The organism is Paenarthrobacter sp. NPDC057355, from assembly GCF_042667405.1.
Lineage (GTDB): Bacteria > Actinomycetota > Actinomycetes > Actinomycetales > Micrococcaceae > Arthrobacter.
The window spans coordinates 1-23,814 of record NZ_JBHVAL010000017.1; the positions used below are offsets into that span (position 1 = coordinate 1).

Sequence of the window (23,814 nt, forward strand, 5' to 3'; positions counted from 1 at the left end):
AGCCACGGGATTCCGGTCTTTTCCGGCGCGGCCGCTGCCGAAACCTGCCGGGACTGTGCCGGTGATCGCTGCGCCAGTTGTTCCTGGTTCCGGGTCCGTTCCACGGCCTGCGCCGCCACGATCTGCACGTACTCCAGCATCCGGGCCAGTTCCTCGACCCTGCCGGCGAAATCCGCAGCCTCCACAAACCCCAACAACAGCACATCCGCGGCAGCAGAACCACGCAGACCGCCCAACGCCTCCGACGCATCATCCAGGAAAGAGACCGAATCCAAGGCAGGACCGCCGGGGGCCAGACTGCTCGAATCCCTGTCACCAAGCTGGGGCAGAACGCGGGCACCGAGTGGAACATCCGCAGGCAGGGAGCCCGCTGTGACATCGTTGGGCGCGCGTAGGGCGGGGGAGCCCGTCTTAGGTTCCTGAAGCAGTTTCATCGGCGACGCTCCTCCGCGACCCGGAGACATCGTCCCGGGTGCACCAAGCCGCGCAATCCCATCCATGAATCAAGCCTGTCACCCCGCCAGAAACCCCAGAAGCCCCCGCCCACCGTATGTGGACAAACCAACCCATGTGGATAAGCGGCGCCACCCCCACTTCCGCACGCCGAGGATGCGTATTCTTGGGGCATGCTGCTGCTCGTGGACCTCGACAATACGCTCGTCGACAGGGCCGCGGCCTTCAATGCGTGGGCGCGTTCGTTCGTTGGGACGCTAGGTGGATCCGCAGCGGACGCAGACTGGCTCATCGATGCAGACAAGGACGGCTATGAGCCACGGGATTCCCTTGTACGTGCCATCGGACAGCGATTTGAAGCCGCACCGGATTCCGGCGAAATCAGGCAGAGGTTGCTGTTCGAGCACGTGCCCCTGATGACTTTGGACGACAACGTCACAGCGGCCCTGGGAAATGCCCGCGAGTCTGGATGGAAGATCGGCGTTGTCACCAACGGGGCGACGGAGCAGCAGATGCTCAAGGTCCGCACCCTCGGCCTCGAATCCCTTGTGGATGCCGTAATTGTTTCCGAGGCCGCAGGGGTGAAGAAGCCGGACCCCGAGATCTTCCGTCTCGCCGCCTCACGCTTGGGCTCAACGGGAGGCATGGGCTGGATGGTCGGTGACCACCCGACCGCGGACATCCTGGGCGGTCAACGGGTGGGACTGAAAACGGCGTGGGTTTCGCGAGGCGCAAGCTGGCCCGAGCACATAGACGCCCCGGACCATGTCGCCCTGACCGCTGCGGAAGCCATCAATGCCGTCGTTGGTGCGCGGCAAGCCTGAGGCAGGACAAAAGACTCCCCGAGAGCGACGTCCCAAAGCGGCCCCCAACCGCACGACGCCGCCACCCCCAACAGCGGCAGGCCGGCGTCGTGCGTTGCTCGCCTGAGGCGCGGAGACTTAAGTCGCCTGCGAAGCCGCCGCCGCTGGTTCGAGGTCGGCGAGTGTAAGCGGATGGGCCGGGGGATCTGGGAAAGCGACGTTGGAGGTGACCACCAGGTCCGGTCCAACATGCACCAGCTCCCCGGACGCCAAGGGCATCCAGCCCGGGTTGTTGTCCATGGGTTCGGTGGCGAAGAGGACATGCGCCGACCGGGAGAGCTCGGCACTGCGGGAGCGGATCCGTTCACTTCGTGCGTCGAGCGGGCTGGGCTCGGCCGGGTGACGTTCCAGCATGAACAGATCGTGCGTCGCCGGGTACCTGAGTGCCCAGATGTCTGTGGCTGTCGTCAGGATGAAATTCAGGCTGAACACCTCCAGTTCCGCGGCAATCCAACTGACGGCGCCCAGTATCCCGGCGCGGACATCCCCATCTGCGGCCCGGGTCTCCGCCGTGATCAGGGCAAAAAGACGCTCGCTGTCCGACTGGCCCAGCACCAGGTCCATGGCGCCGAGTTCAACCAGGTGTGCATCCAGATTTTCCAGGCCCCGGAGCACCCCGTTGTGGGCGAAGAGCCGGCCGTCCTGCTCGAAGGGGTGCGTGTTGACCATGGTGAGGGCCCCGGTGCTGGCGTACCGCACGTGTGCCAGGAAGGTGGTGCTTTTCAGGTCGCGGGCCTCGCGGGCGAAGGCATGGTCTTCCCATGCCGCCAGCGGTTGTTTGGCCACGTGCGGATTGCCCGCGGCATCGAAGGTCCCTATTCCTGCACCATCAGGTTCCCGCCGGCTCTGGACCGAGAGGCTGTCCGGCGCGTTCAACAGCCAGAACGTTGCCCGCACCGGTTCGGCACCGGCATGCAGCCCGAAAAGTCGGCACATTGCGGCCTCCTGTCGCAAGAATCAGTGGTGGAAGCCCTCAGGCTGTTTGTCGCTGGGCATGGGCGAGGTGAGGCTGTCCAGGTAGTCCACGGCTTTGGTGAGGTCGGCCAGGAAGCTGGATGCGAGGTCACGGGTGAAACCGTTCCTGACGACGATCCTCTGGACTGTCACCTCGCTCAATCCATCAGGCAACGGGTAGGCCGGCACCAACCACCCATTCATGCGCAAGCGCTCGGACAGGTGGTGGAGGTTCCAATGCTCTGTGTAACCCTCGGCGAGCTGCCAGGCGAACACGGGGATGTCCGAGCCGTCGCTCCACAGAGTGAAGGCGTCCATGGCCCCGATTTCGCTGGAGAGATAGAGCGCCACGTCGCGGGACGTGGCCTGGACGGACCTGTACCCGGCAAAGCCGAGCCGCAGGAACAGGTAGTACTGCAGGAGAACCTGTGCGCCCGGCCGGGAAAAGTTCAGGGCGAAGGTGGGCATGTCTCCGCCCAGGTAGCTGACATGGAAGATCAGGTCCTCCGGGAGGGCCTCCGCATCACGCCACACCACCCAGCCCAGACCCGGGTACACCAAGCCGTATTTGTGGCCGGAGGTGTTGATCGACGCTACGCGGGGAAGCCTGAAATCCCACACCATTTCGGGCTGCAGGAACGGTGCCACCATGGCGCCGGACGCCCCGTCGACGTGGATGGGGATGTCCAAGCCACGGCGCGCCTGGATGTCGTCCAACGCTTCCGAGATGAGCTTTACAGGCTCGTAGAGCCCTGTGTAGGTGACGCCCAGGATGGCGACGACGCCGATCGTGTTCTCGTCGACGTACTGGTCCAGGTCATGACCGTCCAGCGTCGGGTGTTCGTTGGACACCGGAACAAAGCGGGGTTCGACTTCCCAGTAGTTGCAGAACTTTTCCCAGCACACCTGGACCGCGGAGCTGAGCACAAGATTGGGCTTGTCCGTCGGCTCGCCTGCTGCACGGCGCGCATGCTGCCAGCGGCGTTTCAATGCCAGGCCGCCCAGCATGCACGCTTCCGAAGAGCCGATGGTGGACGTGCCGATGCTCTTTTCGGAATCCGGCGAGTTCCACAGGTCGGCGAGCATCCGCCAGCACCGCGTCTCGATGAGTGCCGTTTGGGGGTATTCGTCCTTGTCGATCATGTTCTTGTCGAACGTTTCGGCGTACAGGGCGGACGCTTCGGTCTCCATCCAGGTCCCCACGAATGTTGCCAGGTTCAGCCTGGAATTGCCGTCCAGCATCGCTTCGTCGTGGACCACCTGGTAGGCGGTAGCTGGCAGGGATTCGCCTTCGGGCAGGGTGTAGCGGGGAAAGATGGTGGATTCTCCGGGCCTGCTGAACAAGGGATTGAGTTCGACGGCGGTGTCCGGCTCGTGGTGGGGCGTGCGGTGGGATCTGCTCATGGGCCAGCTCCTTGGATTCGTTCGCGCGGGGCTACTCGTCTGCGGCTCACGCTACCCGGCGCGTGCCGCCTACCCAAGCCTTTGTTGGCGTCCGACGGCGGCAGGTCGCCGTCGGACGTCAACCCACCGGTGGCTGCTGGAACCGCTGTCCGCGAAGCAACTGCCGCTATCGCAAATGCGGCGGCGATGGGACGATTTCCATATGGGCGACCAAGAGAAACACCAGCCCCCCGAGCCGGCAGGAATTGCGGCAGAGGACGCGGGCGCGCCAACTACCCAGCAGATGCGGACCGTCGGGCAGCGCCGGCGCGAAGCCGAACGAAAGCTGGATCTGCACCTGGAAGAAGCCCGCCACAAGGGTGAAACTACTGAACGCGAGGATTATTCCGAAGGGTAGGTGCGCCGGAGTGTCCACCGTTGCCGAACGGGGTGTCGCTCTTGTGGGCCTCCCCGTGGTGCAGCTGCAAGGCGCTGTGGATCAGCGGGAAATGACTGAACGCCTGGGGAGTGTTTCCGAGCTGCCTCCGGGCGCGGGGATCCCATTCTTCACTGAGAAGGCCCACGTCATTGCGCAGGCTTAGGAGCCGCTCGAAGAGTTCGGTGGCTTCGTCGGTTCGCCCGATGCCCAGCAGCGCATCCACCAGCCAGAAAGAACAGGCCAGGAAGACGCCCTCGCCGCCAGGCAGGCCGTCGTGGCCGGATTGGGTCCGGTACCTGAGAACCAGGCCGTCCTCCGTGAGGCCTTTTTGGATCGCCTCCACCGTCCCGACAACGCGCGGATGCCGGTGCGGCAGGAAGCCCACACGGGGCACCAGCAGCAGGCTCGCGTCCAGTTCCTTGCTGCCGTAGGACTGAACGAAGCTGTTGAGGTCCTCGTCGAACCCCTTTGTCATGACGTCGTTATGGATTTCGCTGCGGAGCGCCGCCCATCGGTCATGCGGGCCAGGCAGGCCGGAGGTCCGGACGGCTTTGACCATACGGTCTGCCGCCACCCAGGCCATGACCTTGGAGTGCGTGAAGTGCCGCCGGGGTCCGCGCATTTCCCAGAGCCCGTTGTCCGGCTGGTTCCAAGCCCCTTCAAGGAATTCCATCAAGGCCACCTGGATGTCCCAGGAATTGTCCACCGTGCCGTCGGGGGAAGCGGCACGGGTCAGTGAGAGGCCATCCAGGACTTCACCCCAGACGTCCAGCTGAAGCTGCGGAGCGGCCGCATTGCCCGTGCGTACGGGCATGGACCCTTCATAACCGGCAAGCCAGGGGATACTCGCCTCCGGAAGCCTCCGGGCGCCGTCGAGTCCGTAGACGATCTGGAGTTGGGACGGGTCGCCGGCGATGGCCCGGAGCAGCCAGTCCCGCCAGGCGGAGGCCTCTTCCGTGTAGCCGGCGGCAAGAAGCGATTGGAGCGTCAGTGTGGCATCCCTCAGCCAGCAGAACCGGTAATCCCAGTTCCGCGGTCCGCCGATCTGCTCGGGCAGGGACGTGGTGGCTGCGGCCACGATGCCGCCGGTGGGTTCGTAGGTGAGGGCCTTGAGGGTGATGAGTGATCTCTCCACCGGCTCCTTGTACTTGCCCGCTATCTTGCTCCGGCCGATCCACTCCAGCCAATACGATTCCGTGGCGTCGAGCGCCCGCAGAGGGTCGATGCGGCGGGGCTCGCGTTCATGGCTCGGAGCCCATCGAAGGACAAACGGGACCTTGTCTCCGGCGCGGACCGTGAAGTCGCTGTAGGTCCGGTTGTCCCGTCCCACGAGCGGGGCGTGGGTGGTCACGTAGGCCGAATCGGGCCCGGCTACTGCGCTGATGCCGTGCTTGCTGTGCCGTACCCAGGGAATGACGCTGCCGTAGTCGAAGCGGAGGATCAGTTCCATATGCATGTCCACCTCGCCGGACACGCCCTCGACGATCCGCACCAGGTCCACGGCGTCATCGCGGACCGGCATGAAGTCGATCACCTTCACTGAACCGCCGTCCACTTCCCACACTGTCTCAAGGATGAGGGTGTCTCCCCGGTACTGGCGGCGAGTGCAGTTGCCGCCGTCGGGAGTGCCGGCAGGTGCCAATAGCCACCGACCCGCCTCCGGCTTGTCCAGCAACGCAGCGAAACAGGCAGGCGAATCGAACCGCGGCAGGCACATCCAGTCGATGGAACCGCTTTGTCCCACCAGGGCGGCAGTGTTCAGATCCCCGATGATTGCGTAGTCCTCGATCCTTGCCATGGGACAGATCCTAGTCTGCGTCGCTGGCAGCACCGGGACAGGCTCGACGGCGGCACTCGCCTTGGCGGGTTGGCTCTGGCCTCGCTTCCGAGGGCGTGCTACCACTGACGTAGGAACCAAAACCCTGAGGAGATGTTGTGGCCGAAGACCTGCCTGTCCTTGTTGTTGGCGCTACAGGATTCCTGGGTGGCCAAGTGGTGGATGAGCTACTGAAACGCGGCAGGAAGGTGCGGGCGCTGGTGAGGCCCGGATCGAAAGCCGCCAAGCTTGAGGCCAAGGGCGTGGAAATTGCCCGCGGAGACATGCTGGACACGGCCTCGCTGATCACGGCCATGACGGGTGTTTCCGGAGCAATCTCGACGGCGGCCGGCTACACAAGGAACGACAGGAACGCCAAGCTGATCGACAGCTACGGCAACAGCAACCTGGCCGTCGCAGCCAAGTACGCCGCAGTCCCGCGTTTCGTGCTGATCAGCATCCTCACGTGCGACCAGACACCCCAGATCCCGCACTTCTGGAACAAGAAGCTGGCGGAAGACAAGTTCGAGGAGCTCGGTGTCCCCTTTGTCGCGCTGCGGCCGGGGGCGTTCTTTGACCAGGCCGTGGGGATGGGCGGCGATCCATTCGCGAAGGGTCGTTTTGTGTGGCTCGGTTCCAAGGAAGCGCGGCTGACGTTCGTCCTGGCGAGTGACCTTGCCGCTTACTTGGCGGCCGCCGTCGACGCCGACGTCGTTGACGGCGAGCGCATCGACATCGGGTGGACCCGGCCGGTGAGCATGCAGGAAGCCGCGGAGCTTGCGGGAAGGCGTGCCGGCAAGCCGGTCAAGGTGATGTCCGTGCCCACTGGCGCAATTACCGGGCTCGGGAAGGCGACCTCCAAAGTCCTTCCCCTGATAGCGGATATGGCGAGCATGGTGGCGTGGTTCGAGACAGGAAAGTACGTCGCGGACACTGCCCGGCAGGAGCAGGTGTTCGGGCCTGCGCCCACGCCGGAGGAGGCGATCGGCCGGGTGGCTGAGCGGTACGGCCACTAACCCCTGCGGCTTGGCGGCTGGCGGGCGAGGTAAATCGTAAGTATCCTGATGACACGCACCGGCGAGTCCCTGACCACGCGCCGGACAAACATGAGGAGCACGTTATGAGAATCGGTTCTTCCATTGCCCTGATTGCCATCGGAGCTATCCTGGCTTTCGCGCTCGCCCCCGGAATCATCCCCTTCCTTGACCAGGTCCTGGTTGGCTACATCCTGATCGCGGTAGGCATCATCGGCCTCATCGTTTCGATCGCCATGTCCAACAGGACCCGTCGCACGGTAGTGGAGCGTCGCGGCGATCCCCAAACCGTAGTAGAGCGGCGTCCCGAGGTCTAGCAGCCCCGCCAACGGAGGAGGCGCACGACGGCGGGCTGTCGCCGTCGTGCGCTTCTTGCGTCGGGTGAGGTGCAGGCCCGGCCGCCCGACGGCGTAGGCTGCTTCCATGGAACAGACATTCGACATCGAATTGGTGAATCAGAACGAGTACCTGGTCCGATGGTCATCCGAGGGGCAGTCCGGTGAATCCCTGGTCCACACAAATCCGGAGTTCCTGGCGGAAGCCGGGCTGGAAGGCTTCGACGAGCAGCTGATCGTGGAAGAAACCACCGCGTACCTGGCCGAGCACCAGCCAGTCATCGACTTTCCCCAGACCGTGGACCTGGAGGAAATAGCCGCTGCCTACACGGACTACACCGAGCAACTGAAGCGGCGCCTCCAAGCCCGGTAGTGCTTCCGCGTCACGATTGGCGCGTTCCCGCTACTTAACCGTCGTCCCGTCAGTCGGCGTTCGAGGGAGTAGCGGCCATCCATACCTACACACCTGAATCGGTCGCGGCCTGGGCATCGTCCCTGCATTCAAGGGCGGAGCTGTGCTTCGACATCGCGGGGATCCACCGGGGCAAAGTCACGTTCTACGCCGGGCCGGGGGAAGGCGGGGACCAGGCCGTTGCTGTCTTCGACATCCCGGGAGTCGGAACCTTCGTAGGCCGCCATCTCGGCGGGGCCATGGACGAGTGGGTGTCCGGCCTCCTGGAGGAAGTCAGGAGACTCGCCCAAGGAAGGCCTGTTCAGGCCTGAACGTCCGCGGTGACGCGCTCGCCGTTGAAGTACTCCAGCTCCCAACCGTCCGTCGGGTGGTGGTGGGCAAGGTTCAGCACCGCGTTCTGGACGCTGTCCAGCGTGCGGCCAATTGCGCGGCTAAGGGTCAGCCTGATCAGGGTGCCGTGGGCTACCACCAGTACCCGCTTGCCCGCGAACTCCCCGGCCAATTCCTCGAGTGCTTCGATCCCCCTCGCGGCAGCGTCGTCGTCGCTCTCGCCGCCACGGAAGCCGCCGGGGATGCGCAGCGCCTCCAGTTCGGGCCCTGCCTGCAACCCCTCTGCCGGCCCGAAGCTGCGCTCCGTGAGGTTGGGGACCAGCCGGGCTACGGAAAGCCCCAGCCCTTCGGCGATGATTTCGGCCGTTTCGGCTGCCCGGCTGAGCGGCGAGGCAACTACGGTGTCCCATTGCTGGCCCGACAGGAAAGCGACGGCATCGCGCGCCTGGCCTCGGCCGACGTCGTTCAGGGGAATATCGGTGGACCCCTGCAACCGGCGCTCCGCGTTCCAGTCGGTCTGGCCGTGGCGGACGAGGGCGAAAGTCGTAAGGGTCATGCCTTCCATTGTGCCCTGCAGCCCGGCCGGCCGCAGTTCCGTGCGTCACGTGCGGAAACGCCCGACGGCGGGAGGTCGCCGTCGGGCGCAATGCGGGGTCAGTGCTGCGGGGCCTGGAACACCGTGCGCCCGCCCACCACGGTCCGGACGACTTTCGCCTCAAGGAGCGTGGCCGGATCTTCCGCTGCCAGGACGTCCCTGTCGAGGACCACGAAGTCGGCGTACAACCCGGCGGCAAGGCGTCCGAGCTCGTGCTCCGCCCCACACGTCCACGCTGAGTCGCGGGTGGCGTGCTCGATGGACTCCGCGAGCGGCAGGGCGAAGTCCGGAATGTTGGTCCCCGCTGAGGAGTCCAATGCCGAGGCCCTTGTGGTGGCAACGTACATGTTGGGCAGCGGCGCGTGCGGGGACGTGGGGGAGTCCGTGCCGAAAGCCAACCGCGCGCCCGCAGCCGTCATCCAAGTCCAGGCGAATCCGTGTTCCGTGCGCTCATCGCCAAGCTTGGCGCACCAGTTTCCACTGATGGCAGGATCGGCGTGCACCGGTTGCATGCTGGCGGTGATCCCCAGCGCGGCGAGGCGATCGACGTCCGCCCTGTCCACCAACTCGAGGTGCTCGATCCTGTGCCGGCGCTCGCGGGGTCCATTCACTGCGACCGCCTGTTCCACGGCTCCGATGGCAATCCGCACCGCTTCGTCCCCAATGGCATGCATGGCGACCTTCAGGCCGGCGGCATCGGCCGCGGCAACAACCGGGGCGAGCTCCTCCAGGCTCCAGATGGGCTCGGCCGTGGAACCGTCGGCGTAGGGCATGCCCAGCGCGGCAGTGCAGCCGTCGATGGTTCCGTCCACAATGACCTTGATGCCCACCACGCGCAGCAACGGCGATTGATGTTCGACGGCGAGCGCGGCCGCGCGCTGGACCTGGGCGATGTTCTCCTCGGCGGATCCGCTGTTGTTGACCCGCCAGTACGCGATGAGCCGGCTGGTCAGGGTGCCGTCGGTCTCTGCCTGCCGGAATGCTGCAAGGTCGGTTTCGTTGAAGCCCATGTCGCAGGCGGTGGTTACACCGGTTTCCCGGTAGGCCTGCTGCACGGCGGCAATGCTTTCTGCGTGCTGGCTGCCGGTGGCTTGGGTATCCAGGAAAGGCAACACGATGTCGTAGAACGCGTTCTCATCGATGTAGCCGGTGGCGTGGCCGTGGGAATCACGCTTGATGGTGCCGCCGAGCGGATTCCTGGTGCTGTCCGTGATGCCGAGCTCTGCCAGGGCCGCCGTGTTGACCCACACGGAGTGGAAATCGTAGGCGAAGGCGTACACGGGCCGGTCGGGGAGGACGGCGTCCAGCATTCCGGCATCCGGAACACCACCGGGTATGGCGCCATGGAGCCAGCCTGTGGCCAGGATGCGGTCAGCCCCCGGGCTTGCGGTGGCCCGTTCCTTGATGCGTTGTTGGATCTCGGCCACGGACTTGGCGCCCCAGAGGCTCACTTGGCCCAGGGCTTCTCCGGTGCCGATCACGTGGGCGTGGCCGTCGACGAATCCGGGCAGGACCAACTTGCCGCCCAGGTCGATCCGTTCGGCGCCGGGGCTGAGCCGCTCGGCGGTGGCGGTGTCGCCTACGTACAGGAGGCGCTCGCCCTGTACCAGGAGGGCCTCTGCCCAGGGGCGGGTGTCGGCGGTGAAGATACGGGCATTGCTGTAGAGCTGGGTGGTCACGCTGAGTTTTCCTTGCTTTCTTTTCCTGTGGTTGTGCCAATACGGTCCATGGCACAGCTGACGTCCAAGAGCACGCTGGTCTGGAGGGCGTGCAGCTCTTCGCTGTCCGGCTCCGGCCAGGTGGACAGCTGCGCGATCACGGTGTTCGTGGCGGGATCGAGCCACAAGTATTGGCCGTGGATGCCGATGGCTGTGACGTTGCCGCGTTCGTTTCCGGTACACCACCATTGACGGGTGTAGGAGCCGCCGGGGTGGGTGCCGGTGAAGGAGGGATCGTTCATGGCATCCTGGTTGCCTCCCGCCAGGATGGCACCGACCCAGTCCGGTGACACCACCCTCCCGCCTGGACTTTCGCCGTCGTCGAGCATTATCTGCCCGACGCGGGCGAGGTCGCGGGCAGTACAGGAGACGCCGCCATTGGCGAAGCCGAATCCTGCGGCGTCCACCGTGATGGTGGCGTCCCGGTCGGCCCCGATCTTGGACCACAGGTACTTGGACAACGCGTCCGAATACCTCAGGCCTGTGACGCGTTCGATGATCCACGCCAGGACGTCGGTGTTCGCCGAGCAGTACTGGAACTGCGGTGCTTGTCCGGTGCTGTTGCCGGGGCCGGTAAGGGTGGTGAGGAAGGCGTAGGTGTCTGCGGGATCGCCGTCGCGCCGGGTCCTCCACCCTGCGGAGCGGTCATGGCTTTGGACCTCCGAATCCGGATCCAGGTAATCCTCGCGATAGCCGACGGCGACCACCATGTCCAGCACGTCCTGGACGGTGGGGCCGTCGTAGGCCGATCCTTTGAGCTCGGGGACGTAGTCCACTGCCCGGCCTGTGGGATCGATGCTTCCCGCCTCCACCAATGCGCCCACCACCAGGCCGCACAGCGACTTGGAGATGCTCATGACCAGATGGAGGTCATCCGGGGCAAACCCGGGCCGGTAGTACTCGGCGATCACCTCGTCGCGGTGGAGGACCAGGAAGGCGTCGGTGAAGCTCTCCTCCAGGCGCTGCCTCAAGCCGGCCAGCCCAACTGCGTCCAAGCGGTCGACAGCTTCAGCAGGCGCCGCCGTAAAACGGCGGCCGATGGTCGCCGTCGGGATCAATTCGCCCAGGTGGGCGAACGTCCAGCGGTTGTGTGGGCCCTCCTGCCAAGTATCAAGCGTAGGCGCGACGGCAGCGCCGGGGTAGCGGTCCGGATGCGTTCCGGTGCCGGTCACGCTGCGGCGCCTTCGACGGCGGGCACGACGCCGGGCCGTCGCCTGGTGGCACGTCGCCTCAAGGCTGCGTAGGTCCCGGCTGTGACCACGATGGAGACCGGAACGGACAGGTCAAGGAAGCCCGTGGCCGCTGCTATCGGCCCGGTCCACGCCGGGTTGGTGAGGAACAGTGATGCTGCCGCGGCACCGAGGATCACTGCCAGGATGCCTGGGAGGTGCCAGCCGCCGCTGTACCAGAACGGGCTGCCGGGCTTTTCGTCAAAGAGTTCCGTGCCGTTGTAGCTGTTGCGGCGGAGGATGACGTCGGTCGCGAAGACGGTCATTGTGGGGCCCGAGATCAGGACCAGCAGCTGCAGCATCAGGTTCACTGCCTCCAGCAGACTGGTGGACATCACCAGGTAGATGGTCAGTGCCGTGCCGATGGCCCCGACCACCACTGCCGAGGGAATGCGCCGGATCGGTACGCCGATGGACTGGAACGCCATGCTCGCCGTGTAGGTCGTCATGCCATTGAGGGCGATGGTGTTGATGATGACTCCGATGACGAAGATGGGCCCAAGCCAGGCTGGGAGCAGTCCCAGGAGCGCCGATTCGATTCCCAGGTCATTGGCCGCAGCGTCGATTCCTGTTGCCATCAGGGCCCCTGCTGCGGTGAAGAAGATGCAGGGAAGTGCTCCTCCGAGCGCCGTGGCCGCAACGATGTGGGAGGGCTTGGTGGACTCGGGAAGGTATCGTGCCAGATCGGGGCTGTTGGAGTAGGAAAGCGGAGTGGAAGCGAGGATCGCGAAGCCGATGGTCATGGCGGACCACAGGGGAGCCCCTTCAAGTGGTGCGGCGGGCGTAAAGTCCCAGCGGGCGTGCGGCAGAACGAAGGCCGTGACCAGCAGGAAGATGGCCAGCAGGACCGACGCTACTGCGGGATAGCTGCGGAGAATCAGCCCGTGGCCGAAGACTGCCACGAGAACAGTGATCGCCGCCACGGCAATGGTGACGAGTATGGGCGCCAGGACAGGGTCCGTAAAGCCGAGCTGATTCAGCAGCTCCGCCCCCATGAATGATGACGCCAGCCAGTTCAGGGCGAGGAAGACGGCGGAGATGAACCAGCCGAAGAAGGCGACCACCAGCCTGTTGCCGCGGATCCCGTAGATCGCGCGGGTGATGACTGAACCGGATGTGCCGGCTGCGGGTCCGCTGGTGGCCACGATCCCCGTGAGAATCCAAGGCAGGCTTCCGGCGACGATCACCAGGAATGCCTGCCACAGCTCCAGGCCAAGGAGGATCAGGGAAGCGCCAACGGTGAAGTTCAGGACGCTGACGTTGGGCGCTGCCCAAACGGGGAAGAGGTCGCGGGCGCGGCCATGCCGTTGGGTGGTGTCGATGAGCTCGATGCCTCGTTTTTCCGGATGGGCCAGGGGCTCGGGGTGGTTGACGGTGGTCTGCGGGGGTTGGGACAACGCTGTTCCTCTCGGGCGGGGGCGGGCTCGCAACAGTGGGAACCGGACCTCGGGAAACACTATTGGTCACGTGACCAACGTGCTATTGGTCACTAATCCAATAGACTGATGGGCATGGTGTCAAGCCCTGCGACCACGCGAACCCGAAAGTTACCCGACGAGCGGCGGGCGGACATCCTGGCGGAGGCTGCGTCGATCGCCCTGAACGAGGGCCTGGAGCGGATTACCCTCCGTGCCGTTGCTGATCGACTGGGCGTTCGGCCTGGGCTGATCAGCCACTACTACCCGGCCGCCGAGGATCTGGTGATTGCTGCCTTTGTGCTGGCGGTGTCGGAAGAGCGGGAAGAGCTGTTTCCCGACGGCGGTACGCCGCTGGAGCGCATGGCGCACCTGGTCTCCCGCATGGAAGGGGGTGCGGCCGCGCCGCTCTCACGCTTGTGGCTAAACGCGAGGCATCTCTGCAGGTTCATGCCGGCCTTGGACGAAGCCCTCCAGGCCCAGGAGCATCTGGATCGGTCCCGCCTGGTGGCATTGATCGAAGACGGCGTAGCGGCGGGGGAGTTCGCGACGAGGGATCCTTTTGCTGCCTGCGTGCGGATCCTCGTGGCTATCGACGGCGTGGGGGCCTATGTGAACAACGTGGGATCGTTCGAGGTGGACGCCTTCACGCGGTTTGTCACGGATGTGGCCGAATGGTCCCTTGGCATCGCCCCCGGCAGTCTTCGCGCGGAGGTAGAGGGACTCAGGCCCGGCTGAGAGGCCGGCGACGCGGCCCCGGCGCGACGTAACGTGAACTCCCCATTGTCCTTCGTGTGATTTAATCAGTATCCTGATGACTTATCTGGTGACACCGGATGATGCTGTTTGAGCTGGTTTGCTCAAGCCGCCAGGGCTGAAGCAATCGGTCAGGCGGCAACGTGAAATGTTATTGACGGCATTACTTGGTACCGACGGATAGTGTTTGGGTCCGTGACGCGCCAGGTAGTCCCAAAGGACGTGACAATCGTGGGCTACAACGACATAACCGGGGGCGCAGGCGCCTCCGATTCCGTGGACGGGGCGGAGGGCAACGGCGCGCTTGATGGCCGCTACCAGCTGGGACCCATCCTGGGCAGGGGCGCAATGTCCGCTGTCTACAGGGCAACGGACCTGGTGCTCGGCCGCGAGGTCGCAGTCAAGATCTTCCTTCCCGGTTCCGGAGACGAGTCGTTCCGTGCGCGGCAGGAAACCGAAATGCGGCTCCTTGCCTCCTTTGACCATCCTGGGCTCGTGGCAGCGTTCGACGCGGGCGTGGATATGCGCAACGACGAAGAACGTGCCTACCTGGTGATGGAACTCGCCGAGGGGCGGAACCTGCGTGCCGTGCTGGCCGACGGTCCGCTCACCGTTCCCGAAACCGCCCGCATCGGGATCCGGATAGCGGGAGCCTTGTGCCAGGTGCACGAACGGGGCGTCATCCACCGCGATATCAAGCCGGCCAACATTTTGGTGTCCGACGGCGACGGGTTGGCGCAGTCGGTAAAGCTGGCTGACTTCGGGGTTGCGTTGGTGATGAACGACAACCGCCTCACTGCCACCGGCTTCACCGTTGGAACGGCCCAATACCTTAGCCCTGAGCAGGCGCAGGGATTGCACCTGTCACCCCGGAGCGACATCTATTCGCTGGGGCTGGTGCTCCTTGAATGCCTGACGGGTCACGCAGAATACCCTGGAACGCCAGTGGAGACGGCCTCTGCCCGCCTTCACAGAGCGCCGCAGATCCCGCTTGAACTGCCTGCACCGCTGCGTACGCTTCTGGAAGCGATGACGGACATGGATCCGGAAAAGCGCCCCACAGCCCAGGAAGTGGAGCAGGCGCTTTCGGAGGAGGGCGTCCAGTCCGGGCGCAGGACCGCGATCCTTCCTCCCGTCCCGCAGCGGACTCCGCTGAGTGCGACGACGGCCCGGACGCTCAACGCGGGCGGGCGGGCGGCCCGGCCGGGAGCCATCCGGCCGCGGACCAGGAGGGCGGCAACGCTGACCGGCATCCGCGACTTCAGCAAGCGACGTCCCAAGACGGCGCGTGGCGTTGCGGCTGCGGCGGTGGCCATTCCGCTCGCCGTGCTGGCTCTTACCCAGGGGCTCTCATCGGCTGGCAGTACCACCGATCCTTCCCACACTCCCAACAACGGGGTGTCCCAAGCCGACCCGCAGCCTGTCTCTCCGGTCCTCCCGGCGCCGGCAGCTACCACGCCCGCCGGGGCCGTGCCCGCAGAGGCAGTCGACCTTCCGGAGGCGACCACACCGGAGCCGGTGGTCCAGAACATTCCGGTCCAGAACATTCCCGTCCAGAACATCCCCGCCCAAAACGTGCCGGCCCAGAACGTGCCCGTGCAAACCCAGCCGGTCCGGCCTCGGTCCGATATGAAGGGCCCGGACGGCGCCAAGACCAAGGGCGATGGCAAGAATGAAAAGAAGCCCGATAAAGGCCAGGACAAAGGCGGCAAGTAGTCTCGGCAGGGGTGCTAGGTCCCGGCCGGAAAGCTGATCGCGATAGTGGTGCCGCCGCCGGCGGTTTCGGAGATGCTGAGATCCCCGCCGTGGGCTTTGGCGATGCTGCTGCAGGTGGCCAGCCCGAGGCCGGTGCCTGGGCCGTCCCCGTCGCGGCGCAGGCGCACCAATGGTTCCAGGACCTTGTCGCGGTCCTCGGGTTTGATGCCCTTGCCGTTGTCCGCCACATACACCGTTGCGCCGTGGTAGTTCGAAATTCCGCTGACGCTGACCTTGAGGTCGCGCTCCGGGCTGCGGTAGTTCATCGCGTTGGAGATGAGATTCTGCAGGAGCGTCCGCAGTTGCCCGGGGTCGGCGTGGACGGTGATGTCCCGGACATCAACGATGCCCTCGTTCTCTATCCCGAGGTCCCGGACCACTTCTTCGGTGACCTCACGCAGGGAGACGCGTGCCGGTTGGATGCCACCGCCAACACGGGAGTAACTAAGGACATCCTCCAGCATTCCCAGCATGCGCCGTCCGCTGGCACCAATGCGGTCCAGATACCGTGCAGCAGGACTGCTGGGCTCAATATCGGGGTCGTCCTCCACCAGTTCCACGTATCCCAGGATGGTGGTCAGTGGAATGCGGAGATCGTGGCTGACGCGGCCGGCAAATCCGGCAAGTTTGGCGTTGCTGGCCCTGAGTTCGGAATAGGTGCGGTCCAACTGGGCGGTGCGGTGCTGAAGTTCCAGGAGCTCAACCACCTGCTTGGCCAGGACCTCCAGCATGCCTACCTGCTCCTGGCTCAGCTCCTTGCTCTGGTCCGAGAAGACGCACAACGTCCCCGGCACGAATCCGGATTCCGTTTGCAGGGGCACGGAGGCATAGAACCGGACATTGCCGATTTCGCCGGTGACAAATGGGTTGTCGGCAAAGCGCGGATCCCGGGAAGCGTCGGCCACAACGGTCCGCTCGCGGGTTAGGAAGACCTTGGCGCACATGGAGTCCTCGCGGGAGCAGACCCCGGGTTCCACGCCCCAGGCGCCGATCTGGTGCTGGTACTTGGCGCTGATGATGTTGACCACGCCGAACGGGGCGTCACACAGCTCGGTGGCGAGCCGCACGAGGTTCTTCAGGGCATTCATGACGGCGTCGTTGGGGAGGAGCTTCGAGTCCACTGCAGGATCGAGTCCGTATTCCTGAAGCTCCATGTCCCGGCCGAAGTCCGTGGTGAAAGACAGCTGTCCCTGAATTTCCGTCATTGAACCAACCCCCAAGCGTTGTGTGAATTCCCTGCCGATACTACCGGCAGGTCCGGCCCGGTGGTTTACTGGATCGCATGACCGAGCAGGAACCGGCCATCGCCGGTGCCACTGGCAATGTCAATCCTTCCGAACGTACCCCTGCCGAAAAATCACGAACCTTTTCCGGGATCCTGATTAACACGGCACTGGCCAACATCACCACAAGTTACTTGTGGTTCGCGTTGACCTTCTGGGTGTACCTGGAGACACGCAACGTAGTCGCCACCGGTGTGGTTGGCGGGGCATACATGCTCCTCATCGCCCTGTCCAGCATCAGCTTCGGTACCTTTGTGGACCGCTACCGCAAGCTCGCCGTCATGCGATTCGCTGCAGCCTTCACCCTGGTGATGTTCGTGCTGTCCGGGGTGATGTTCCTGTTGACACCGGAGCCGGCCCTTTTGGACCTTTCCCAACCCTGGTTCTGGATCTTTACCCTGATCATCCTCGCCGGCGCGGTAGTGGAAAACATGCGAAACATCGCCCTGTCCACCACCGTCACCATCTTGATCGAACCTGATAAACGAGCCAACGCCAACGGTCTTGTGGGGATGGTCCAGGGACTCATGTTCATTGTCACCTCAGTCCTTTCCGGACTTTCGGTGGGTTTGCTGGGGATGGGGTGGACAGTGGTGGTTGCCCTGGTCCTCACGGCCTTGGCCTTCGCGCACTTGCTGACTCTGCGCTTGCCCGAGGAAGTGCAGGCAGCGGCCTCTGATGCACAGGGTGGTTTCGATCTCCGCGGCTCCTGGGCCGCCGTCATGGCCATCTCGGGATTGTTCGCACTGATTATCTTCTCCACGTTCAACAATTTCATCGGCGGGGTCTACATGGCATTGATGGACCCGTATGGCCTTGAGATGTTTCCGGTGGAAATCTGGGGCGCGGTGTTCGCACTGGGTGCCACGGGTTTCATTCTCGGTGGGGCATTGATAGGCAAGTTCGGACTCGGCTCGAATCCGTTGCGGACCCTTCTCATCGCTGTCGCGGTGATGGGAGTAATCGGCGCTGCATTTACTGTCCGCGAGTGGGCCTGGCTCTACATCGTCGGCATCTGGCTGTACATGGCGCTGGTCCCCGTCGTGGAGGCAGCCGAACAGACAGTCATCCAGAAGGTGGTGCCGTTACCCCGGCAAGGCAGGGTGTTTGGCTTTGCCATGGCCTTCGAATCCGCGGCTGCACCCATCACGGCTTTTCTCATTGCGCCCATTGCCCAGTTCTGGATCATTCCCTACGCGCGGTCCGCCGAAGGCGCGCAGCAGCTGAAACCGTTGTTGGGAGAAGGAACGTCGCGGGGTATTGCCCTGGTTTTCCTGGTGGCAGGCCTGGTCATGATCGCCGCCGCGCTTCTGGCCTTCCTGACCCCCGTGTACCGTCGCGTCAGTAACTCCTATGCCCAAGCGGAAACACAAACCCAAGACCCGGACACCCAAGACCCGGACACCCAGTCTCCACGCCAGGGCGCGGTTACTGACCTATCTTGACCACCAGAATTTCGACGACGGCGCTCTTGTTTCCGAGGCGTCTGCGGACCGCCGCGGCTGCTTCGCGGGCAACTTCCGGTGCAGGGCGGAGGATTCCGACGCCGATGCGGGCCTTGACGGCGATGCCGTCGCCATGCCCTGAAAGGCCGATCAGGGGCAGCTGTTCTCCGGTAACTGCTGCAACAGCTGCGCCGGCGATCGACTGCCAGAAGGGCTGTGCCGGGTAGACCGCCATAACCCCGTCAACTCCCTGGACGACGCCCAGGAGTTCTTCGGCAAGGGTGGGGGAGTTGGTCTCCAGGTGTTCCGTCATGGCTGGTCCTCCGTGTTCGGTGGTATCGCTGGCGCGGAAGGCTCCAGCACGTCGGTGACCGTGATGTTGATGGCCTGGATGTTGAGTTCGGTCTGCACGCCCAGCACCGCCGCGAGTTCATTCCGGAGGGCGTCCGCGTGCTCTTCCATGGAGCGTCCATAAACCACCGCGATCTCCACGTCGACGTCGATCCCGGTGCCCGGCGTCGTAATGTCGCCTGTCAGGCGGCACTTACCGGCAGCTGTTCCGGGCATCGAGTCGACCACTGAGCGGATCAACGCTGACACAGAGCCCTCGGTCTCCCAGAGGGCATCTTGCGGGTCTTCAGTGCGGAGCGGGATGCTACGGCCGGGACGCAACTCCAGGTGGAGGTTAGCCAGGATGTCCTGCATCCAGTCATCGTTGCCCGAACCGGCGGCGGCCACGTCCGAGGCAAGCAGTTCATGGCCCAGTTCGGAGAGCCTGCGCAGGGAAGCCAGTCCGGCTTGGCATTCGGGGCAGACCTCCACGTGTGCGGGATCAGTAATGTATCCGGTGTCCAAGTAAGCGCTCAGTTCCGCGAGGCTGTGCCCGCATTCCAAAGCATCGCCGGGGGTTTTCATCGCCACTCCTCCATTGTGCGTGCCAGGGCAACCCGTGCCCTGGCAAGGCGGCCACGGACGCTGTCAGGGCTGATGTTCAAGGTCAGTGCAATCTCCTCGTAGCTCAGCTCGTTGAATTCCTTGAGTACCCAACAACGGCGCTGCTCCTCGGGAAGCCGTTGAAGCGCCGATTTCAAGGCGTCCACCCTGGAAGCATTGACCGCGGTGCTTTCCGGGTCCTGGGTCCGCGGCCCCGACCCCGAATCAGCGAGGGCCTCCACCTCGTCCCACGCCACATGGTTGCGCCGCTTGCGCAGGTGGTCAATGCTGCGGGTGCCTACGATACGCAGCAGCCAACTTCTTACTGCGGCGGGATCCCGAAGGTTGTCCAGCTGTTTCCACGCCTGCACCAGGCTCTCCTGGACGACGTCGTCCGCGTCCGCCAAGGTGCCCGTCAACCGTCGGGCTGTGGCCCTCATCAACGGTCCGTGGCGCCGGGCGAGTGCTTCGAAGGCGGCAGTATCGCCATCTGCTGCCCGACCCGCCAGCAACGCGTCCGGCACGAGGTCCAGGTGTTGCTGTGCTGCGGCGGAGGCCGCAGGTGAACCAGTCACGTTTCTGCCTTTCCAGTGTTGTGAGTCGGCACTTGATCCCCGAGGGCCAGGGACTTGGGGATGCCTCTTTACCGGGCCCGGCGCGAGCCTGACACCCGGGTTCCGGGACCACTCGTGATTCGGACCAGGGCGGGCGCCGGATGGCCCAGCCAGGCGTCCAGCTCCAGGAGCAGCTGTTCCGCCGTGTCGCCGAGCTCCCGGGGGCACGCCCCTTTGCGGGCCTCCAAGCGGAGCCGCAGAGCCGTGCCGCGCCGGGATTCCCACGCCGAGACAGAGGTGGCCAGCACGTCAGGGTGACCAGTGAGGGCTTCCCTGACGGCTGCCGAGACCAGTCCGGTATCCACCACGGTTCGGCCCGCACTGCCTTCCGAGTCCTCCGCGAATCGAGGTGTTTTGCCGCCTCCTTGGGAAGCGATCCAGGCCGCGCCCAGGATGGCACCGACCAGCAGCACGGTGATTCCCAACACCAACCACCAGCTCCGGACAGGGTCGGGCAGGGGTGCCGTGCCAACCAGATTGCGGAGTCTATCCCGCGCAGTTGATCCGGTGGTTGTCCAGAACTCTGCAACCCCTGGCAGGGTCCCGGCCGCGATCAGTGCGGCTCCGGCTCCCAGCAGGACGATCCCCAGGACGCTGAGCAGGATCCGGTTGAGTGTCCGGTTCGTGTTTCTCATTGACCTGCCTTTCTCATTGCCCCACCGCTCCTTCGTTCAGAATGTGGACGCTGGACCGCAGCGGACGATCCATCGCGTAGGCGGCCAGTTCGCCGTCGACCGTTTCCTGGATGTCTGCCGCCACCAGCGGTTCGCCCGACGTCGGACGCACTTGGACGCGGACGGTCCGTCCGCCGACGGTGGTGGTCACCTGCCCGGGGGCAAGGCCCGTTGCGCGCCGGACCTTTCGGGACACCGCTGCCGCAATCACCTCGTGGTCAACCACGACGGCGGCGCGCCCGCCGGCGATGGACCGGCGTTGTCGTCGTCCCCTTCCGAAGGCCACTCCGAACAGCACCAGTGCCAGCGTTCCGAGTCCTGCCCCAGCCGCCACCATGCCCGCCTGAGTGGTGTTGGCCGGAAGCTCGATCAACCAACGGAACATCTGCGCCGGGCTGGCCAGCAAGGGTTGGTCTTTGAGCAGCCACAGCACGGATTCCAGAGCCAGCCAGAGGGAGACGGCCGCCACGAGGGTTGCGGTCACGATGGAGGGGACCGCCCTTGAGGAGTGAGTTTCGCGCCGGACCAAGCGGCGGATGGTGGCGTCCTTGCTCATTCGACCCTCCTTTCCTTGGGCTGCCGGGGCTTACCTCCGGTGAGGCGGATGTCCACACGGCCTATGGTCAATCCCGTGATGGCCGTGCCGCGGGCCACGATTTCCTTCCGGGCAGCCTGGGCTTGTTCGAAAACCGTCTCGGGACTGCTCCGTCGCAACAGCAGCGGCGGGAGGGCCAATTTGACTGTGACGTTGACACCGAGCCTTCCAGCGTCGTCGTCCAACCTTGCTGACACATCGCCCGTCTCCACGCCGAACGCGTGGGCGGTGACCGATTCAACGGTTTTCCGGATCGCCGCGTGGGCGAGCCGGTTATGTCCAATCCGTTCTGCGGCGCATGAGCCCCGGCCGGCGGACGCCCCGCTGCTCATGAGGAGGATCGCTTGCCCCGCAGAGCATCAAGCACCCCGCGAAGGTCAAGCTTTCCCTCGGCGGAGCGGCCCAACACCGCACCGACTCCCATGAAGAGTGCCGTGAGCAGCAGGCCCCAAAACCCGAAGGCCAGCCCCGCCAGCGCAAGCACCGCCCCTATGGCCAGCCCCGCGGTCGTGGGGCTCACGAGACCCTCGGTTCACGGTCGACGTCATCGGATTCGGAGTCCTCTGACGGAACGTGGATGTCCGTGATCGTCACGTTCACCTCGGTCACTTCCATTCCCACCAAGTCCTCGATGGCGGTGTACACGGCGTCGCGGGCGTTGTCCGCCACTTCCTGAAGCGGATGCGGATATTCGACAACCAGGGTCACGTCCACGGCTACCTGGGTTTGGCCTACTTCCACGCTGACTCCCTGGGTGAGGTCCTTCTGGCCCACCTTTTCACGCAGGTTGCCGATGGCCCGGGCCGCGCCGCCTCCCAAGGCATGCACTCCCGGAATCTCCTGGATGGCGATGCCGGCGATCTTGGCGACAACGCCGTCGGCGACCGTGGTGGCGCCGCGGCCGTCTTTGCCCTTGTCCCGTACGGGTGCGTCCACCACTGTTCCGGAGGCGTTCTGCTTGTTCTTGGCCGGTACGTCTGCGGGGGTGTGCGTTTGGATCGTCATGGCGTTGGCTCCTGTCCGTTGCTTGCGGCGCCCTCTTGTGCGCCGTCATGAATAAGACGTTCTGGTCCGCTGCTTCCTCACGCGGAAATTAATGTGATGTATGTCACTTGTGAACGGTTGCGCTGGTCTGCTTAGTTAGTTTGTCATATAACTAGTTTGTCGAGTTATTTCATTACGGAAAGGGCACCAAGTGACTGCAGTAGTTGTGTCTGGGACGAACGCCGGGGCGATTCCGGAAACCGCTGAGGAAATCCCACTTTCCACGCCGACGAGGAGAACCGGCCTCTTGGATGTTGTGTGGACGGCGGCGGCACGGGTGGAGGGCCTCCAGTGGGAAATGGATGAAGCTGAGGAATCCCTGGCCCAGGCGATGCGAAGCGCGGTTGAAGCCGGAGCTGGCCTTCCGGACCTGGCGATTGCTTCCGGGATGAGTTTCGCGGACATTGGGAAGTTGCTCGGATAGCTGGTCCTTGAAGCTTGAGCAAATCTTGAGATGACCCGGCGTCGTTCTTGAGGGCCCTGCCTGATGGTTGAAACATCAGCCATTGGAGCTGATGGGAACTTTCAGGAAGGCGACCGAAATGACTGCTCAAATCACTGCCAGGCCCAACGGCGCCAACGCTGCCGACACCCGCTCCCCGGAGGTCGCACGCCAACCGGAAGATGCACCGGGCCAGGCCCGTACAGGCGTGGCCGTCCGCGAACCCTTCAACCCCCTGGCCGCTGGGCTTCGGAGCATCTGGCCCCAATCGGTGGTCGGATTCTAGGCCCCTGCCGGACGGTTGGGACAGGCACCTGGGTGCCTGTCCGGCGTCGTTAAGGGTCGTGGCTTTCGGGTGACTCCGGTGGGACGATGGTGTCCACCGGAACTAAGGAGGCTTGTCATCAAAGAGGAGATGAGGAAGGCCGCTGACGTGGCCGAGGAAGCCTCAAATTCACGTACCTTCGAGATCGTTGCGCGTGCCGGATACGCCGTCAGTGGCCTGCTGCATGTGCTCATCGGGGTTATTGCGCTTCAGCTGGCCTTCGGGCGCGGCGGCGAAGCCGATGTTTCGGGGGCGGTCGCCTCGCTGGCCAGCCAGCCCGTCGGGCCCCTGCTTCTCTGGGCCTGCTTTGGCGCCTGCGCGGCGCTGGCTTTGTGGCAACTTGGAAACGCGATCCTTGGGGAACGGACCTCGTCCAGGAAATTGACCAAGAGGCTCTCTGCCGTCGGCCAGGCGCTCGTGTTCGCAGCGCTGGCAGCCACCATTGTTTCGTTCATTATGGGCAAGGGGAAGAACAGCCGCGAGGCCAGCACCGACTTCACTGCCACCCTCATGAGCGCTCCGTTTGGAGTGTTCCTGCTCGTCGCCATTGGTGTGGGCGTCGCCGTCACCGGCATCTTCTTCGCCGTACGTGGTTTCCGGCAGACCTTCAAGAGGGACATCTCGTTGTCCTCCGAAGAGGCAGTCCGGAAGTTTCAAGTCGGCGTGGGCATGGTGGGCTACATCGCCAAGGGCGTTGCCCTGTTCCTGGTTGGCCTCCTGGTGGTAATTGCCGCTGTACGGACCCAGCCGGAGCAGTCGACTGGCTTGGATGGGAGCTTGAAGGCTTTGCGGGAACAACCGTATGGGCCATACTTGCTGGCGGCAGTTGCAGTAGGGCTGATTGCCTACGGACTCTTCCTGATGGTCAAAGCCAAGTCCCTCCGGACCTGACCCGGGTTGGCCCGGTTGCCGTTTAGGTGGCCGGTTGCTGGGTACAGGGCAAACGAACCGAGCAGGCTATCTGAAGGGGCC

At 64.5% G+C, this 23,814-nt stretch carries 28 protein-coding genes and 1 pseudogene; 10 read left to right on the plus strand and 19 right to left on the minus strand.

Going from position 1 to position 23,814, the window contains the following annotated elements; all coding sequences use genetic code 11:
* Positions 1-434, minus strand: a pseudogene (locus tag ACFUOZ_RS16605) (hypothetical protein); the annotation flags it as partial.
* A 192-nt stretch (positions 435-626) separates the two neighbouring features.
* Here ACFUOZ_RS16605 and ACFUOZ_RS16610 point away from each other — a divergent pair.
* The gene (locus ACFUOZ_RS16610) at positions 627-1,277 is read left to right on the plus strand and encodes an HAD family hydrolase (protein WP_377550100.1); all 651 of its coding nucleotides are present in this window, start codon (positions 627-629) and stop codon (positions 1,275-1,277) included.
* A gap of 117 nt (positions 1,278-1,394) precedes the next feature.
* Here the strand turns inward: ACFUOZ_RS16610 and ACFUOZ_RS16615 are convergent, their stop codons facing one another.
* The 4 genes from ACFUOZ_RS16615 to ACFUOZ_RS16630 form a co-directional block, all read right to left on the minus strand.
* Entirely contained in the window at positions 1,395-2,252 is an 858-nt protein-coding gene (locus tag ACFUOZ_RS16615) for a class II glutamine amidotransferase (RefSeq protein ID WP_377550102.1), read from the minus strand.
* 21 nt (positions 2,253-2,273) lie between these two features.
* A complete protein-coding gene (locus ACFUOZ_RS16620) occupies positions 2,274-3,674 on the minus strand; it encodes a glutamate decarboxylase (RefSeq protein ID WP_377550104.1) in 1,401 nt (466 codons plus the stop codon).
* Between the two features lie 166 nt (positions 3,675-3,840).
* Positions 3,841-4,029 carry a hypothetical protein gene (locus ACFUOZ_RS16625; RefSeq protein ID WP_377550106.1) on the minus strand — a complete coding sequence of 63 codons (189 nt, stop codon included), beginning with the start codon at positions 4,027-4,029 and terminating at the stop codon, positions 3,841-3,843.
* 10 nt (positions 4,030-4,039) lie between these two features.
* Positions 4,040-5,890 (minus strand): glycoside hydrolase family 15 protein, encoded by a 1,851-nt coding sequence (locus ACFUOZ_RS16630; protein ID WP_377550108.1) that lies wholly within the window; start codon positions 5,888-5,890, stop codon positions 4,040-4,042.
* A 137-nt stretch (positions 5,891-6,027) separates the two neighbouring features.
* On the opposite strand from ACFUOZ_RS16630, the gene ACFUOZ_RS16635 reads away from it, so the two are divergent.
* From ACFUOZ_RS16635 to ACFUOZ_RS16645, 3 genes are all read left to right on the plus strand, one after another.
* Positions 6,028-6,924: an SDR family oxidoreductase gene (locus tag ACFUOZ_RS16635; protein WP_377550110.1), complete on the plus strand. Its 897-nt coding sequence runs from the start codon at positions 6,028-6,030 to the stop codon at positions 6,922-6,924.
* Between the two features lie 104 nt (positions 6,925-7,028).
* Complete coding sequence (locus tag ACFUOZ_RS16640; RefSeq protein ID WP_377550112.1) at positions 7,029-7,259, plus strand: DUF6458 family protein; 231 nt, start codon at positions 7,029-7,031, stop codon at positions 7,257-7,259.
* A 106-nt stretch (positions 7,260-7,365) separates the two neighbouring features.
* Positions 7,366-7,650 carry a hypothetical protein gene (locus ACFUOZ_RS16645; RefSeq protein ID WP_377550114.1) on the plus strand — a complete coding sequence of 95 codons (285 nt, stop codon included), beginning with the start codon at positions 7,366-7,368 and terminating at the stop codon, positions 7,648-7,650.
* Positions 7,651-7,778: 128 nt separating this feature from the next.
* Here ACFUOZ_RS16645 and ACFUOZ_RS16650 read toward each other — a convergent pair whose 3' ends face one another.
* From ACFUOZ_RS16650 to ACFUOZ_RS16670, 5 genes are all read right to left on the minus strand, one after another.
* Positions 7,779-7,979: a hypothetical protein gene (locus ACFUOZ_RS16650; protein WP_377550116.1), complete on the minus strand. Its 201-nt coding sequence runs from the start codon at positions 7,977-7,979 to the stop codon at positions 7,779-7,781.
* An 11-nt stretch (positions 7,980-7,990) separates the two neighbouring features.
* Positions 7,991-8,584, minus strand: coding sequence for a histidine phosphatase family protein (locus ACFUOZ_RS16655; protein ID WP_377550118.1), 594 nt, complete (start codon positions 8,582-8,584; stop codon positions 7,991-7,993).
* An 89-nt stretch (positions 8,585-8,673) separates the two neighbouring features.
* The gene (locus ACFUOZ_RS16660; RefSeq protein WP_377550120.1) at positions 8,674-10,293 is read right to left on the minus strand and encodes an amidohydrolase; all 1,620 of its coding nucleotides are present in this window, start codon (positions 10,291-10,293) and stop codon (positions 8,674-8,676) included.
* Positions 10,290-11,504 carry a serine hydrolase domain-containing protein gene (locus ACFUOZ_RS16665; protein WP_377550122.1) on the minus strand — a complete coding sequence of 405 codons (1,215 nt, stop codon included), beginning with the start codon at positions 11,502-11,504 and terminating at the stop codon, positions 10,290-10,292. Before ACFUOZ_RS16665 ends, ACFUOZ_RS16660 begins: the two co-directional genes overlap by 4 nt.
* Positions 11,501-12,958 (minus strand): purine-cytosine permease family protein, encoded by a 1,458-nt coding sequence (locus ACFUOZ_RS16670; protein ID WP_377550124.1) that lies wholly within the window; start codon positions 12,956-12,958, stop codon positions 11,501-11,503. Before ACFUOZ_RS16670 ends, ACFUOZ_RS16665 begins: the two co-directional genes overlap by 4 nt.
* A gap of 114 nt (positions 12,959-13,072) precedes the next feature.
* Here ACFUOZ_RS16670 and ACFUOZ_RS16675 point away from each other — a divergent pair, with 114 nt between their 5' ends.
* Both ACFUOZ_RS16675 and ACFUOZ_RS16680 read left to right on the plus strand, forming a co-directional pair.
* Entirely contained in the window at positions 13,073-13,714 is a 642-nt protein-coding gene (locus tag ACFUOZ_RS16675; protein ID WP_377550126.1) for a TetR family transcriptional regulator, read from the plus strand.
* Positions 13,715-13,927: 213 nt separating this feature from the next.
* Positions 13,928-15,448 carry a serine/threonine-protein kinase gene (locus ACFUOZ_RS16680; RefSeq protein WP_377550128.1) on the plus strand — a complete coding sequence of 507 codons (1,521 nt, stop codon included), beginning with the start codon at positions 13,928-13,930 and terminating at the stop codon, positions 15,446-15,448.
* A gap of 14 nt (positions 15,449-15,462) precedes the next feature.
* Here ACFUOZ_RS16680 and ACFUOZ_RS16685 read toward each other — a convergent pair whose 3' ends face one another.
* Positions 15,463-16,692 (minus strand): ATP-binding protein, encoded by a 1,230-nt coding sequence (locus tag ACFUOZ_RS16685; RefSeq protein WP_377550130.1) that lies wholly within the window; start codon positions 16,690-16,692, stop codon positions 15,463-15,465.
* 77 nt (positions 16,693-16,769) lie between these two features.
* On the opposite strand from ACFUOZ_RS16685, the gene ACFUOZ_RS16690 reads away from it, so the two are divergent.
* The gene (locus ACFUOZ_RS16690; protein ID WP_377550132.1) at positions 16,770-18,215 is read left to right on the plus strand and encodes an MFS transporter; all 1,446 of its coding nucleotides are present in this window, start codon (positions 16,770-16,772) and stop codon (positions 18,213-18,215) included.
* Here ACFUOZ_RS16690 and ACFUOZ_RS16695 read toward each other — a convergent pair.
* From ACFUOZ_RS16695 to ACFUOZ_RS16730, 8 genes are all read right to left on the minus strand, one after another.
* Complete coding sequence (locus ACFUOZ_RS16695) at positions 18,199-18,528, minus strand: hypothetical protein (RefSeq protein WP_377550134.1); 330 nt, start codon at positions 18,526-18,528, stop codon at positions 18,199-18,201. The two genes, ACFUOZ_RS16690 and ACFUOZ_RS16695, sit on opposite strands and share 17 nt — an antisense overlap.
* Complete coding sequence (locus ACFUOZ_RS16700) at positions 18,525-19,130, minus strand: Asp23/Gls24 family envelope stress response protein (protein ID WP_377550136.1); 606 nt, start codon at positions 19,128-19,130, stop codon at positions 18,525-18,527. The genes ACFUOZ_RS16695 and ACFUOZ_RS16700 overlap by 4 nt, the downstream gene beginning before the upstream one ends.
* Positions 19,127-19,723: an RNA polymerase sigma factor gene (locus ACFUOZ_RS16705; protein WP_377550138.1), complete on the minus strand. Its 597-nt coding sequence runs from the start codon at positions 19,721-19,723 to the stop codon at positions 19,127-19,129. The genes ACFUOZ_RS16700 and ACFUOZ_RS16705 overlap by 4 nt, the downstream gene beginning before the upstream one ends.
* A gap of 68 nt (positions 19,724-19,791) precedes the next feature.
* On the minus strand, positions 19,792-20,397 hold the full coding sequence (locus tag ACFUOZ_RS16710) for a hypothetical protein (protein ID WP_377550140.1): 606 nt from the start codon (positions 20,395-20,397) through the stop codon (positions 19,792-19,794).
* 13 nt (positions 20,398-20,410) lie between these two features.
* Positions 20,411-20,992, minus strand: a complete 582-nt coding sequence (locus ACFUOZ_RS16715) for a hypothetical protein (protein ID WP_377550142.1) — start codon at positions 20,990-20,992, stop codon at positions 20,411-20,413.
* Entirely contained in the window at positions 20,989-21,363 is a 375-nt protein-coding gene (locus ACFUOZ_RS16720) for a hypothetical protein (RefSeq protein ID WP_377550144.1), read from the minus strand. Before ACFUOZ_RS16720 ends, ACFUOZ_RS16715 begins: the two co-directional genes overlap by 4 nt.
* The gene (locus tag ACFUOZ_RS16725; RefSeq protein ID WP_377550146.1) at positions 21,360-21,551 is read right to left on the minus strand and encodes a DUF2273 domain-containing protein; all 192 of its coding nucleotides are present in this window, start codon (positions 21,549-21,551) and stop codon (positions 21,360-21,362) included. The genes ACFUOZ_RS16720 and ACFUOZ_RS16725 overlap by 4 nt, the downstream gene beginning before the upstream one ends.
* A complete protein-coding gene (locus ACFUOZ_RS16730; RefSeq protein ID WP_377550148.1) occupies positions 21,548-22,036 on the minus strand; it encodes an Asp23/Gls24 family envelope stress response protein in 489 nt (162 codons plus the stop codon). Before ACFUOZ_RS16730 ends, ACFUOZ_RS16725 begins: the two co-directional genes overlap by 4 nt.
* Positions 22,037-22,226: 190 nt before the next feature.
* Between ACFUOZ_RS16730 and ACFUOZ_RS16735 the strand changes: the two genes are divergently transcribed.
* The 3 genes from ACFUOZ_RS16735 (at position 22,227) to ACFUOZ_RS16745 (ending at position 23,733) form a co-directional block, all read left to right on the plus strand.
* On the plus strand, positions 22,227-22,499 hold the full coding sequence (locus tag ACFUOZ_RS16735) for a hypothetical protein (RefSeq protein WP_377550150.1): 273 nt from the start codon (positions 22,227-22,229) through the stop codon (positions 22,497-22,499).
* Between the two features lie 118 nt (positions 22,500-22,617).
* Entirely contained in the window at positions 22,618-22,803 is a 186-nt protein-coding gene (locus tag ACFUOZ_RS16740) for a hypothetical protein (protein ID WP_377550151.1), read from the plus strand.
* A gap of 129 nt (positions 22,804-22,932) precedes the next feature.
* Complete coding sequence (locus tag ACFUOZ_RS16745) at positions 22,933-23,733, plus strand: DUF1206 domain-containing protein (protein ID WP_377550153.1); 801 nt, start codon at positions 22,933-22,935, stop codon at positions 23,731-23,733.
* The last annotated feature ends 81 nt before the right edge of the window (positions 23,734-23,814 follow it).